At 73.6% G+C, this 11975-nt stretch carries 12 protein-coding genes; 4 read left to right on the forward strand and 8 right to left on the reverse strand.

The genetic code is table 11. From position 1 onward, the window contains the following. Window positions 1-16: 16 nt before the first annotated feature. Window positions 17-475 (forward strand): DUF937 domain-containing protein, encoded by a 459-nt coding sequence (locus tag ACH414_RS06385; RefSeq protein ID WP_382535516.1) that lies wholly within the window; start codon window positions 17-19, stop codon window positions 473-475. Window positions 476-591: 116 nt separating this feature from the next. Here the strand turns inward: ACH414_RS06385 and ACH414_RS06390 are convergent, their stop codons facing one another. Genes ACH414_RS06390 through ACH414_RS06400 form a run of 3 tightly spaced genes read right to left on the reverse strand, consistent with a single transcriptional unit; the run spans window position 592 to window position 3718 of the window. After that, window positions 592-1365, reverse strand: a complete 774-nt coding sequence (locus ACH414_RS06390; RefSeq protein ID WP_382536174.1) for a sugar phosphate isomerase/epimerase family protein — start codon at window positions 1363-1365, stop codon at window positions 592-594. A 26-nt stretch (window positions 1366-1391) separates the two neighbouring features. Further along, window positions 1392-2564 (reverse strand): dihydrodipicolinate synthase family protein, encoded by a 1173-nt coding sequence (locus tag ACH414_RS06395; protein WP_382535519.1) that lies wholly within the window; start codon window positions 2562-2564, stop codon window positions 1392-1394. Further along, window positions 2561-3718, reverse strand: a complete 1158-nt coding sequence (locus ACH414_RS06400) for a Gfo/Idh/MocA family protein (RefSeq protein ID WP_391769024.1) — start codon at window positions 3716-3718, stop codon at window positions 2561-2563. Before ACH414_RS06400 ends, ACH414_RS06395 begins: the two co-directional genes overlap by 4 nt. A 106-nt stretch (window positions 3719-3824) precedes the next feature. Here ACH414_RS06400 and ACH414_RS06405 point away from each other — a divergent pair, with 106 nt between their 5' ends. Next, complete coding sequence (locus ACH414_RS06405) at window positions 3825-4874, forward strand: LacI family DNA-binding transcriptional regulator (protein ID WP_386564524.1); 1050 nt, start codon at window positions 3825-3827, stop codon at window positions 4872-4874. A gap of 7 nt (window positions 4875-4881) precedes the next feature. Here ACH414_RS06405 and ACH414_RS06410 read toward each other — a convergent pair whose 3' ends face one another. Next, complete coding sequence (locus tag ACH414_RS06410) at window positions 4882-5457, reverse strand: AAA family ATPase (RefSeq protein WP_382535528.1); 576 nt, start codon at window positions 5455-5457, stop codon at window positions 4882-4884. Next, on the reverse strand, window positions 5454-6443 hold the full coding sequence (locus ACH414_RS06415) for an EamA family transporter (RefSeq protein WP_398940963.1): 990 nt from the start codon (window positions 6441-6443) through the stop codon (window positions 5454-5456). Before ACH414_RS06415 ends, ACH414_RS06410 begins: the two co-directional genes overlap by 4 nt. A 90-nt stretch (window positions 6444-6533) precedes the next feature. On the opposite strand from ACH414_RS06415, the gene ACH414_RS06420 reads away from it, so the two are divergent. Together ACH414_RS06420 and ACH414_RS06425 are read left to right on the forward strand one after the other, a co-directional pair. After that, on the forward strand, window positions 6534-7445 hold the full coding sequence (locus ACH414_RS06420) for a LysR family transcriptional regulator (RefSeq protein ID WP_382535534.1): 912 nt from the start codon (window positions 6534-6536) through the stop codon (window positions 7443-7445). Window positions 7446-7537: 92 nt separating this feature from the next. After that, window positions 7538-9361: a glycoside hydrolase family 3 protein gene (locus ACH414_RS06425; protein ID WP_391769020.1), complete on the forward strand. Its 1824-nt coding sequence runs from the start codon at window positions 7538-7540 to the stop codon at window positions 9359-9361. Window positions 9362-9447: 86 nt separating this feature from the next. Here the strand turns inward: ACH414_RS06425 and ACH414_RS06430 are convergent, their stop codons facing one another. From ACH414_RS06430 to ACH414_RS06440, 3 genes are all read right to left on the reverse strand, one after another. Then, complete coding sequence (locus ACH414_RS06430; RefSeq protein ID WP_382535540.1) at window positions 9448-10893, reverse strand: aminopeptidase; 1446 nt, start codon at window positions 10891-10893, stop codon at window positions 9448-9450. 87 nt (window positions 10894-10980) lie between these two features. Further along, the gene (locus ACH414_RS06435) at window positions 10981-11385 is read right to left on the reverse strand and encodes a hypothetical protein (protein WP_386564536.1); all 405 of its coding nucleotides are present in this window, start codon (window positions 11383-11385) and stop codon (window positions 10981-10983) included. 185 nt (window positions 11386-11570) lie between these two features. Beyond that, window positions 11571-11900, reverse strand: coding sequence for a hypothetical protein (locus ACH414_RS06440; protein WP_382535546.1), 330 nt, complete (start codon window positions 11898-11900; stop codon window positions 11571-11573). Window positions 11901-11975: the final 75 nt, after the last annotated feature.

Genomic DNA, 11975 nt, shown 5'->3' on the forward strand with positions numbered 1-11975 from the left:
CCGTACCGTTTCCGGCATGAGCGACGAATCATTCCAGGACGACGTCCTGAACGAACTCGGTGACGACCGGCTCCAGGAGATCGCCGGCCTGCTCGGCACGGACTCCGCCGGGGCGCGGCAGCTCGTGGACAGTTCGGTGGCGGAGCTCTCCGGCGAGTTGCGCTCGGCCGCCGCGGAGCCGGCCAGCGCGGACGAGGTGCGGGCCGCCTTCACCGAGGTCGCCGCGGCCGAGCCGCCGCTCCAGGGCGTCGCCGCGTTCGGCGGGTTGGTGAGCGGCGGTCTGATGGCCGGGGTCCTCGCCAAGCTCGCCAAGCCGGCGGCCAACGCCGTGGCGAAGAGGACCGGCATCCCGGCACCGACCGTCAACCGGGCGGTCGAGGTCCTGGTGCCGGTGGTCCTGGCGGTGATCACCAAGCGGGCGGCCGCGAGGAAGGGCGGCGGGCCGGGCGACATCCTGGGCGGCGGGAAGAAGTAGACCCGCCCGGACGGCCCCGGAGCGGGCAGGCCCCGCGCGGACGGCACCGCAGTGGGCAGCGCCCCCGCCCGGACGCCGCCCCCGCGCAAGCGCCACGCGCCCCCGCTCAGCCCCCCTCACACCCTCAGGAACGCCTCCAGCGTCTCCTCCAGGACCGTCGCCCCGTCCCGCTCCCACAGGGCGTCGTTGAAGAGTTCGACCTCCACCGGGCCGGTGTAGCCGGCCTTCTCCACGAGGGTCGCCCAGGCCGCCAGGTCGATCGACCCGGTGCCCAGCTGGCCCCGGCCGTTGAGGACTCCGGCCGGGAGCGGGGTGGTCCAGTCGGCGAGCTGGAAGGAGTGGATGCGCCCGGCCGCGCCCGCGCGGGCCACCGCCGCCGGGGCGCGGTCGTCCCACCACAGGTGGTAGGTGTCGACGGTGACGCCCACCTGCTCGGCCGGGAAGCGTTCGGCGATCTCCAGGGCCTGGTCCAGGGTGGAGACGGCGCAGCGGTCGGCGGCGTACATCGGGTGCAGCGGCTCGATGGCGAGCCGTACGCCGCGCTCCCCCGCGTAGGGGGCGAGGACGCCGATCGCGTCGGCGATGCGCTCGCGGGCGCCGGCCAGGTCGCGGCTGCCCTCGGGGAGGCCGCCCGAGACGAGGACGAGGGTGTCGGTGCCGAGCGTCGCGGCCTCGTCGATCGCCGCGCGGTTGTCCTCCTCCCACCCGTCGGTGGTGAAGAAGCCGCCGCGGCACAGCGTGGTGACGGCGAGCCCCGCGTCCCGTACGAGCGCGGCGGCGGCCTCGACCCCGTACGCCCGCACGGGTTCGCGCCACAGGCCGAGGCCCGGGATGCCGAGCCGGACGCAGTGGGCGACGAGTTCGGGCAGCGGGAGCTGCTTCACCGTCATCTGGTTGAGGGAGAAGCGGTCGGGGTTCACCGGGGGACTCCGTACACGTCGAGCAGGGAGCGCATCCGGGACGCGGCGAGCTCCGGGTCGGGGAACAGGCCGAGTCCGTCGGCGAGTTCGTAGGCGCGGGCGAGGTGCGGCAGGGAGCGGGCGGACTGCAGGCCGCCGACCATGGCGAAGTGGTCCTGGTGGCCGGCGAGCCAGGCGAGGAGGACGACGCCCGTCTTGTAGTAGCGGGTGGGCGGCTGGAAGAGGTGGCGGGAGAGGGCGACCGTCGGGTCGAGGGTCTTGCGGAAGCCGGCCACGTCGCCGGTGTCGAGGATCCGGACCGCCTCGGCCGCGAGTGGGCCGAGCGGGTCGAAGATGCCGAGCAGGGCGTGGCTGAAGCGTCCGCCCGCCGAGGGCTCGTCGCCCGCGATCAGCTCCGGGTAGTGGAAGTCGTCGCCGGTGTAGCAGCGGACGCCCTCGGGGAGGCGGCGGCGCAGCTCGATCTCGCGCCGGGCGTCGAGGAGGGAGACCTTGATGCCGTCGACCTTGTCGGGGTGGGCGGCGATGACGTCGAGCAGGGTCTCGGTGGCGGTGTCGAGGTCGGCGGAGCCCCAGTAGCCGTCGAGCGCGGGGTCGAACATCGGCCCGAGCCAGTGCAGGATCACCGGCTCGCTCGCCTGCCGCAGCAGATGGGCGTAGAGGTCGAGGTAGGGCTCGGGTCCCGACGCGGCGGCGGCGAGGGCGCGGGAGGCCATGAGGATGGCCTGGGCGCCCGACTCCTCGACGACGGCGAGCTGTTCCTCGTAGGCCGCACGGATCTCCGGGAGGGTGCCGGAGGTGATCTGGTCGGTGCCGACGCCGCAGGCGATCCGGCCGCCGACGCTGTGGGCCTCCGCCGCCGAGCGGCGGATCAGCTCGGCGGCGCCGGTCCAGTCGAGGCCCATGCCGCGCTGGGCGGTGTCCATGGCCTCGGCGACGCCGAGTCCGTGGGACCACAGGTGGCGGCGGAAGGCGAGGGTGGCGTCCCAGTCGACGGCGGCCGGGGAGTCGGGGGTGGTGTCGGCGTACGGGTCGGCGACGACGTGCGCGGCGGAGAAGACCGTGCGGGAGGTGGGGGCGCCGGCCGGGGCGAGCGCGAGCGGTTCGGTGCGGGGCACGTGGGGCCGGGTGGTGCCGTCCGGCTGCGGGAGGCGGATCGCGGCGGGGCTCACAGGGTCACCTCGGGGACGTCGAGGCGGCGGCCCTCGGCGGCCGACTTCAGTCCCAGTTCGGCGAGTTGCACGCCGCGGGCGCCGGCGAGCAGGTCCCAGTGGTAGGGCTCGCCGAGGGCGACGTGGCGCAGGAAGAGCTCCCACTGGGCCTTGAAGCCGTTGTCGAACTCGGCATTGTCCGGAACTTCGTTCCACTGCGAGCGGAAGGAATCGCCGGCGCCGAGCGGGAGGTCGGGGTTCCAGACCGGCTTGGGGGTGGCGGAGCGGTGCTGGACGCGGCAGCCGCGCAGTCCGGCGACGGCGGAGCCGTGGGTGCCGTCGACCTGGAACTCGACGAGTTCGTCGCGGTGGACGCGGACCGCCCAGGAGGAGTTGATCTGGGCGACGGCGCCGCCCTCCAGTTGGAAGATGCCGTACGCGGCGTCGTCGGCGGTGGCCTCGTAGGGCTTGCCCTGCTCGTCCCAGCGGCGCGGCACATGGGTGGCGATCTGGGCGGTGACGGTGGTGACCCGGCCGAAGAGCTCGTGGAGCACGTACTCCCAGTGCGGGAACATGTCGACGACGATGCCGCCGCCGTCCTCGGCGCGGTAGTTCCAGCTGGGGCGCTGGGCCTCCTGCCAGTCGCCCTCGAAGACCCAGTAGCCGAACTCCCCCCGTACGGACAGGATCTCGCCGAAGAAGCCGCCGTCGACGAGGCGCTTGAGCTTGCGCAGTCCGGGGAGGAAGAGCTTGTCCTGGACGACGCCGTGGCGGATGCCGGCGTCGCGGGCGAGGCGGGCGAGTTCGAGGGCGCCGTCGAGACCGGTGGCGGTGGGCTTCTCGGTGTAGACGTGCTTGCCGGCGGCGATGGCCTTCTTGAGGGCGTCGACGCGGGCGGAGGTGACCTGGGCGTCGAAGTAGACGTCGACGGAGTCGTCGGCGAGGACGGCGTCGAGGTCGGTGGACCACTCGGTGAGCCCGTGCCGCTCGGCGAGGGCGCGCAGGGCGGGCTCGCGGCGCCCGACGAGGACCGGCTCGGGCCACAGGGTCTCGCCGTTGCCGAGGTCGAGTCCGCCCTGGTCGCGCAGGGCGAGGATCGAGCGGACGAGGTGCTGGCGGTAGCCCATGCGTCCGGTGACGCCGTTCATGGCGATGCGGACCGTTCTGCGTGTCACGGAGTTTCCTCTCCCCGGCTGCGAACCTGATGGAAAGCGCTTTCTATCGAGGAGGACGCTAGCCTGCCGACATCACCGCCGACAAGGCCCTGGAGGTACGTACGCGATGACCGTCACCCTGGCGGACGTGGCCGCCCGCGCGCGGGTCTCCCCGGCGACCGTCTCGCGCGTCCTGAACGGCAACTACCCGGTCGCCGCCACCACCCGGGAACGGGTGCTGCGGGCGGTCGACGAGCTGGACTACGTGCCCAACGGCCCCGCGAGTTCACTCGCCGCCGCCACTTCCGACCTGGTCGGGATCCTCGTCAACGACATCGCCGACCCCTTCTTCGGGATCATGGCCGGGGCGGCGCAGCACGCGATCGGCGAGGGCGGTCCCGGCCGGACCGGGGGCGGCGAGAAGCTGGCCGTCGTCTGCAACACGGGCGGCTCGCCCGAGCGCGAACTCACCTACCTCACCCTGCTCCAGCGCCAGCGCGCCGCGGCCGTGATCCTCACCGGCGGCTCGCTGGAGGACCCGGAGCACCTGGCGGCGACCGCGGCCAAGCTGGCGCGGCTGACGGACGCGGGCACCCGGGTGGTGCTGTGCGGGCGGCCACCGGTCCCCGGGGAGGCGTCCGCGGCGACCCTGGCCTTCGACAACCGGGCGGGCGCGCGCCGCCTCACCGAGCACCTGCTGTCCCTCGGCCACCGGCGGATCGGTTACGTGGCGGGCCCGGCCGACCGGACCACGACCCGGCACCGCCTGGAGGGCCACCGCGAGGCGCTCGCCGCGGCGGGCGTGCCCGAGGGCCCCACGGTGCACGGCCGCTACGACCGCCCCTCGGGCTATGACGCGACGGCCGAACTCCTGCGCCTCGACCCGGGGCTGACGGCGGTCGTCGCCGCCAACGACACGGTCGCCCTCGGTGTCTGCGCGGCCCTGCGCGACCGGGGCCTGAGCATCCCGGACGACGTCTCCGTGGCGGGCTTCGACGACCTGCCGTTCTCGGTCGACGCGGTCCCCGCGCTCACCACCGTGCGGCTCCCCCTGTACGAGGCGGGCTCCCGCGCCGGCCGCCTGGCCCTGGGCGCGGATCAGGCCCCGCCGGGCGGCCTGGCGCTCATCCCGGCGGAGCTGGTGGTGCGGGGGTCGACGGGGCGGCCGCGGGGGTAGCCGCCCGTTATCCCGGGAGGCGCTCCGCGGAGCCCAGGCCCGTCGCGCGCAGCACGGCGTCCACCGTCTCCTCGACGGTCTGCTCCGCGTTGTCGATCCAGACGCCCTCGCCGGCCAGTTCCTCCCGCATGGCCTCGTCGAGGAAGGCCCAGTTGGTCGTGAGCTTCTTGTGGCGGGCGTTGTTGCGCTCCCAGGCCTTCTCCGGGCCGGGGGCCAGGACGACCACGTGGAGCGGGCCCGCCTTCACGTGGGCGCGGTAGAAGTCGAGGTGGGAGCGGCGCACGACGACGTCGTCGAGGACCGGCAGGAAGCCGGCCGTGACGTAACTGTCGGCGAGCAGGCAGCCGTTGCGGGCGCGCAGCAGGATCTGGCGGTCCGCCTCCGGGTCGCCGTCCGGGGTGGGCCAGTGGCCGCCCCGGACGATCAGCTCCTGGAGGTGGTCGACCTCGATGTGCGCGGCCCGGTCGAACCGGGCCGCGAGTGCCGCCGCGACGGTGCTCTTGCCGCTGCCCGGGATGCCGACGAGGAGGACGGCGCCGGGGGCGGGGGTGGAGGTGTCGACGGTGACGTTCTCGAAGGTCATGCACGCTCTTTCGCTGCGGGGGTCTCGACCGGGGTCGCGGTCGGGCTCTCGGCCCGGCCCGCGACCGGGCTGCCGGTCGCGTTGTCGATCAGGGGCCCCTGCACGCTACGTTCCCCGCTCCCCGTCCCGCCAGCCCTTTTCGCCACCGACGTCAGGGCCACTCCCCCGACCAGGAGCGCCGCCGCGCACCAGCGCAGGGGGCTGACGGACTCGCCCAGGAAGACGGCGGCGGAGGTCATGCCGAAGACCGGGACCAGGAGGGAGAACGGGGCGACCGAGGAGGCCGGGTGGCGGCGCAGGAGCCAGCCCCAGACGCCGAAGCCGAAGACGGTGGTGATCCAGGCGACGTAGACGATCACGCCGACGCCGGCCCAGTCGAGCTGCCGGAGCGCCGCCAGGTCACGGTCGGGGCCTTCGAGGAGCAGGGAGAGGGCGAGCAGCGGCAGCACGGGCACGGTGCTGACCCAGACCATGAAGTTGAGCGCGTCGGGCGGTGCGGCCTTGCGGGTGAGGACGTTGGAGACGCCCCAGCACACGGCGGCGGCGATGACCAGGGCGAAGCCGGTGAGCGGGCCCGAGGCGCCCTCGTCGACGGCGGCGACGCCGATGCCGGCCAGGGCGACGCCCATGCCGGTCAGCTTCACCCGGCCCGGGCGCTCGCCGAGGGCGAGGAAGGCGAACAGGGCGGTGAAGACGGCCTGGACCTGGAGCACCAGGGAGGACAGGCCGGCGGGTGCGCCGAGGCTCATGCCGGTGAAGAGCAGACCGAACTTGGCCACGCCGAGGGCCAGGCCCACGCCCACGATCCACTTCCAGGCCACCTTGGGGCGCCCGACGAAGAAGACCGCCGGCAGGGCGGCGACGAGGAAGCGGAGGGCGGAGAAGAGCAGCGGCGGGAAGTGGTCGAGGCCGATCTCGATGACGACGAAATTGACGCCCCAGAGGGCGGCGACCAGGGCGGCGAGGGCGATGTGGGCGGGGCGCATACGGACGAGGATCCCGTCGTCGGACCATGTAGCACCAGCACGGATTCCTTCATGGTTGGATGAAGCACTGCTACAGAAAGGGCTGGGAACGTGCTCGATCTCGGACGCCTGCGCGCCCTGCACGCCGTCTCCGTCCACGGCACCGTGGGCGCGGCCGCCGCCGCCCTCGGCTACACGCCCTCGGCCGTCTCGCAGCAGATCGGCAAGCTGGAGCGGGAGACCCGGACGACCCTGCTCGAACGCAGCGGCCGGGGTGTCCGGCTCACCGACGAGGCCCGTCAACTCGCCGCTACCGCACAGCAGTTGCTGTCGCTGGTCGAGGAGGCGGAGGTCCGGCTGGAGGAGCGCCGGGGGCTGCCCGCCGGGCGGCTGGGCATCGGCTGCTTCCCGAGCGCGGCGCGCGGTCTCATGCCGAAGGTCCTCGCCGATCTGGCCCGGCGCCACCCGGAGCTCGACGCGCGCCTGTCGGAGGTGGACCCGCACCTCTCCGTCGACCTGGTCGCGCGGGGCGTGCTCGACCTGGCCGTGGCGCACGACTGGGACATCGCCCCGCTTCCGGTGCCGCCGGGCGTGGAGCAGGCGGTGATCGGCGACGACCTCTGCGACATCCTCGTACCGCGGGAGCATCCGCTGGCGGGGCGGGAGTCGGTGCGGCGCGAGGAGCTGACGCGGGAGCGGTGGATCACCCAGCCGCCGGGGACGGTGTGCCACGACTGGCTGATGCGGACGCTGCGAGCGACCGGCTGCGAGCCGCTGATCGCCCATCAGGCCGAGGAGAACCACACCCAGGTGGCCCTGGTCGCCGCCGGGCTCGGGATCGCGCTCGTGCCGCGGCTCGGCCGCGGGGCGCTGCCGCCCGAGGTCGCACCGCTGCTGCTCGACCCGGTCCCGACGCGGCGCCTGCGGGCGTTGTGGCGTACGGGCGCGGCGCGGCGGCCGGCCATCACGGAGACCGTCCGTACACTCCAGGAGCTGTGGCCCGAGGTCGCGGCGAGCGGGTGACGGGCGGCGATTCTTGCGCGGATCCTTGACCTGGCAGTTACTTTCCGGCTATCCGTGGCACCTTGGCAGTTTCCTTCAAGGAAGGAGCACCAGTGCACCACCGCGCCCCATCCCCCTCCCGACGCACCCTCCTCACGGTGACCGCGGCGGCCGCGGCGGCCGCCGTCACCGGGGTGGCCACCCCCTCCTACGCGGCCGGCGACAGCCAGGACGACAGGCTGCGGGCGATCCTCTCCCGCATGTCCCTGGAGGAGAAGGTCGGCCAGCTCTTCGTGATGCGGGTCTACGGCCACTCCGCCACCGCCCCCGACCAGGCCGACATCGACGCCAACCTCAAGGAGATCGGCGTCCGCACCGCCGCCGAACTCGTCGAGCGCTACCACGTCGGCGGCGTCATCTACTTCGCCTGGGCCCACAACACCCGCGACCCGCACCAGATCGCCGACCTCTCCAACGGCATCCAGCGGGCCGCCCTCGCCCAGCCGACCCCGATCCCAGTGCTCATCTCGACCGACCAGGAGCACGGCATCGTCGCCCGGGTCGGCGAGCCCGCGACCCTGCTGCCCGGCGCGATGGCGCTCGGTGCCGGGGGCTCGCACGCGGACGCCCGCAAGGCCGCGCAGATCGCGGGCGCCGAACTCGCGGCCGTCGGCATACGGCAGAACTACGCCCCGGTCGCCGACGTCAACGTCAACCCGGCCAACCCCGTGATCGGCGTGCGCTCCTTCGGCGCCGACCCCGAGGCCGTCGCCGGCCTGGTCGCGGCCCAGGTCAAGGGCTACCAGCGGGCCCGGGTGGCGGCGACCTCCAAGCACTTCCCCGGGCACGGCGACACGGCCGTCGACAGCCATGTCGGCCTGCCGACCATCACCCACACCCGCGAGCAGTGGTCCGCGCTCGACGCCCCGCCGTTCCGCGCGGCGATCGCCGCCGGGATCGACTCGATCATGACGGCGCACATCGTCGTCCCCGCCCTCGACCCGAGCGGGGACCCGGCGACCCTGTCCCGGCCGATCCTCACCGGCATCCTGCGCGAGCAGCTCGGCTACGACGGCGTGGTGGTCACCGACTCGCTCGGCATGGAGGGCGTCCGGACCAAGTACGGGGACGCGCGCGTTCCCGTACTCGCCCTCAAGGCGGGCGTGGACCAGCTGCTCAACCCGCCGAGTCTGGACGTGGCCTGGAACGCGGTCCTGAAGGCGGTCAGGGACGGCGAGCTGACCGAGGCCAGGCTCGACGAATCGATCCTGCGGATCCTGCGGCTGAAGGCGCGCCTCGGTCTGCTCGACGACCCGTACGTCACCCACGCCGGGGTGGACCGCACGGTCGGCACCGCCTCCCACCTGGCCCACGCCGACCGGATCGCCGAGGGGACCACGACGCTGCTGGTCAACGAGGACGGCTTCCTGCCGCTGAGCCGGCGCAGCCACGGCAAGGTGCTCGTCGTCGGCGCCGACCCGGCCTCGCCGTCCGGCACCACCGGGCCGCCGACCACCACCCTCGCCGCCGCCCTGACCGAGCTGGGCTTCACGGCGAAGGCCCTGTCGACCGGGATCACCCCGACCGCCGCGAAGATCGAGGAGGCGGTGGCCGCGGCCGCCGGGCACGACGTGGTCGTCGTCGGCACGTACAACGTCTCGGCGACCAGCCCGCAGCTGACCCTCGTCGCCCGGCTCGTGGCGACCGGGGTGCCCGTCGTGACGATCGCGATCCGCAACCCGTACGACGTCGCCCGGGTCTCCGGGCAGCGGGCCACGCTCGCCGCCTACTCCTGGACCGACGTCGAGCTGCGGGCCGCCGTCCGGGTCCTGACGGGCCGCGCCCGGCCGAAGGGCAGGCTGCCCGTGCCCGTACCGAGCGCGGACGATCCGACGCGGGTGCTCTACCCGGTCGGCTACGGGCTGTCCTACCGCTAGGGCACGCCCGGAAGACGGCAGGGAAACCGGTGAGCCGGCACCCCGCACGCAGCGGGGTGCCGGCTCACGGCGTGTGCGTCAGGACGTCACGGGCGCAGGCCGTGCTCCCGGGTGGCGTCCTCGTCGACGACCCGGTCGATGCGGGCGTCGAAGCGGGCCAGCGGCTTGGCCGCCTGGACCGCGGGGGCGTCGACGCCGGCCCAGGCGAGGATCCGGGCGGTCGCCTTGGCCTTCTCGGCCTCGACCAGACCGGCCACGTTGGCACCGTGGTTGGCACCCGGCGCGACGAACACGTAGCTGTCGCGGGCGCCCTTGCCGAGGCGGAACTGCTCGGAGCCCCACGGGTCGTTGCCGCCGTAGACGAACAGCATGTGGTTCGCGTTCCGCCGGACCCACGTGTCCACGTCGCGCATGACCCAGGGCTTGAACTTCATCGGGATCTCGCGCGGCACGAAGCTGCTGGCCGGCTGGTAGCCGTAGCGGCTCAGACCGTTCAGGTGCGGCTGCTTGATGGTGGGCGAGCCGAGCTCCGTCGCCGCCTGGTAGTAGTACGGCGTGTACCCCTCCAGGCCCTGGTCGGTGTAGGCGGACCAGCCGGAGTAGGCGTCGATCGTCTCGTAGACGGTGTCGTCGCTCGCGGTGGCGGCGTCCGGGATCTGGTCGCAGACGTCCTGGCCGTAGTACTGCCAGAAGCCCCACACGAAGTCGAGGACGACGGCCTCGTAGGCCTTGTCGAGCGAGCCGACCGTGTTGAAGGTGGCGCCCTCGGCCTTCGCCCAGGCCTCGTACTTCTTCTCCAGCGGCTCGCGGCGGACCAGCGCCTCGCGCTGCATGTCGTTCAGCCGGTCGCGGCACTCCTTGGTGCCGACGGTCTCGAAGAACCGGTCGTAGGCCGAGTCCTCGTTGTTGACCACGTCGTTGGGCGCCACGTAGGCGACGACGCCGTCCATGTCACGCGGGTAGAAGCGCTCGTAGTACGTGGCGGTCATGCCGCCCTTGGAGGCGCCGGTGGAGAGCCACTTCTTGCCGTAGACCGACTTCAGCGCCGTGAAGATGCGGTGCTGGTCGCTGGCGGCCTGCCAGATGTCCAGCTTCGACCAGTCGGCGGGCTGCGGCCGGGACGGCGTGAAGAAGCGGTACTCCATGGAGACCTGGTTGCCGTCGATGATCCGCGTCGGTTCGGCCCGGCTCGGGTTGGTGTTGAGCCCGTAGCCGCTGGTGCGGAAGACGGTGGGGCGGTCCGTGTCCTTGTGGAGGACCGAGATCCGCTGCTGGAACGTGCCCGCCCACGGGCGGTGGTGGTCGATCGGCTGCTCGTAGTTCAGGACGAAGAAGCGGTAGCCCGCGTACGGCTTCTCCTCGATCAGGCTCATCCCGGGTATCGCCAGGAGGCGGTCCTTGATGTCCGTGCTCTGCGCGTCGGCGACGGCGGTGCTGCCGGTCTCCGTGTCCGCGGCGGTGGCCACGCCCGTGGATCCGACGGTGCCTATGAGCACCGAAAGCGACACCAGCCATCTGAGCGACTTACGCATTCACCCTCCCCTTGGTTCACAACGGTGTCGTGAACCTAGCCGGGTCAACGTGCGGACCGCCAGACCTGGTTGGGCATTACATACGGTTCAGCACAGGATCCAGCCGGTCGCGGTGCCCCGGCCGGCGATCGTGGCCGAGGCGCGCACACAGCGGTTGAGGGCGTGGACGGTGACCGGCCCCGCCTGCCGGGTGAAGCGCCCCTTGCTCACCGCGGCCCGGCCGCCGCGCGGCTGGAGCGAGACCGCCATCGCGCGCGGGGCGCCCGCCCGGGTGGCGACGGCGAGCGCGCACACGTACTGGCGGGTGCGGTAGAGCCGCAGCTCGCCGCCGGCGAAGCCGACGGTACGGGTGGGGCGGCCGTGGCAGACGGAGGCGGCGTCGGCGGGACTCGCGGCCGGGCCGGCGAGGACCAGGCCGCCGGCGGCCAGCAGCAGGGCGAGCAGGTACGTGACCAGCCGCCGTCTCGTCCCGATCCGGACTCCACCGAACACGTGCACCCCTCCCCTGCTCCGGTCGTACGTGCATACGACGCCGCGGGGGCCGTTTCGGTTGCCTGCGCACCGCCCCGCCCGGCCCCGCACCGGCCCGCGTCGGCCCGCACCGGCCCCACGTCGGCCCGCCCCGGCCCCACGTCGGCCCGCACCGGCCCGCGTCGGCCGCCCGAGGGCCCCGTTGCCTACGCGAACGTGGTGACGATCATCAGCAGGAAGACCAGCTCGGCGACGACCTGCGCGGCGAGCGCGGCCCTGCGGATCCGCTCCCGGGGCGCGACCAGGGCGCCCACGAAGGCGACGGCGGCGACGGCGAGGCTGCCGGCGTACATCCAGCCGGGGTTGGAGCCGCACCCCTCGCCGTAGCCGACGCAGCGGCCGGCGCTGTCGGCGCTGAGCGCGAGGAGGCCGGCCAGGATCGTCGCGGGCACCAGGAGCCCGGCCGAGACCAGCGCCCAGATGCGGACGGCGCGGCCGGAGGCGGAAGCGGGGGCGGCGGGGACGGGGTTGCTCATGGAGCCATCACACCGCGTCCGGGCGCCCCGCGCATGGGCGCCCGTACTCATCTTCGCCCCGGCCCCGCCGGCTGC

Source organism: Streptomyces sp. NPDC020422 (assembly GCF_044386705.1).
Taxonomy (GTDB): Bacteria; Actinomycetota; Actinomycetes; order Streptomycetales; family Streptomycetaceae; genus Streptomyces.

Excerpts from the sequence above, each read along its gene's own strand:
- ACH414_RS06385 (WP_382535516.1), top strand. The coding sequence starts at position 17 with ATGAGCGACGAATCATTCCAGGACGACGTCCTGAACGAACTCGGTGAC.
- ACH414_RS06390 (WP_382536174.1), bottom strand. The coding sequence starts at position 1,365 with ATGACGGTGAAGCAGCTCCCGCTGCCCGAACTCGTCGCCCACTGCGTC.
- ACH414_RS06405 (WP_386564524.1), top strand. The coding sequence starts at position 3,825 with ATGACCGTCACCCTGGCGGACGTGGCCGCCCGCGCGCGGGTCTCCCCG.
- ACH414_RS06410 (WP_382535528.1), bottom strand. The coding sequence starts at position 5,457 with ATGACCTTCGAGAACGTCACCGTCGACACCTCCACCCCCGCCCCCGGC.
- ACH414_RS06415 (WP_398940963.1), bottom strand. The coding sequence starts at position 6,443 with ATGCGCCCCGCCCACATCGCCCTCGCCGCCCTGGTCGCCGCCCTCTGG.
- ACH414_RS06430 (WP_382535540.1), bottom strand. The coding sequence starts at position 10,893 with ATGCGTAAGTCGCTCAGATGGCTGGTGTCGCTTTCGGTGCTCATAGGC.
- ACH414_RS06440 (WP_382535546.1), bottom strand. The coding sequence starts at position 11,900 with ATGAGCAACCCCGTCCCCGCCGCCCCCGCTTCCGCCTCCGGCCGCGCC.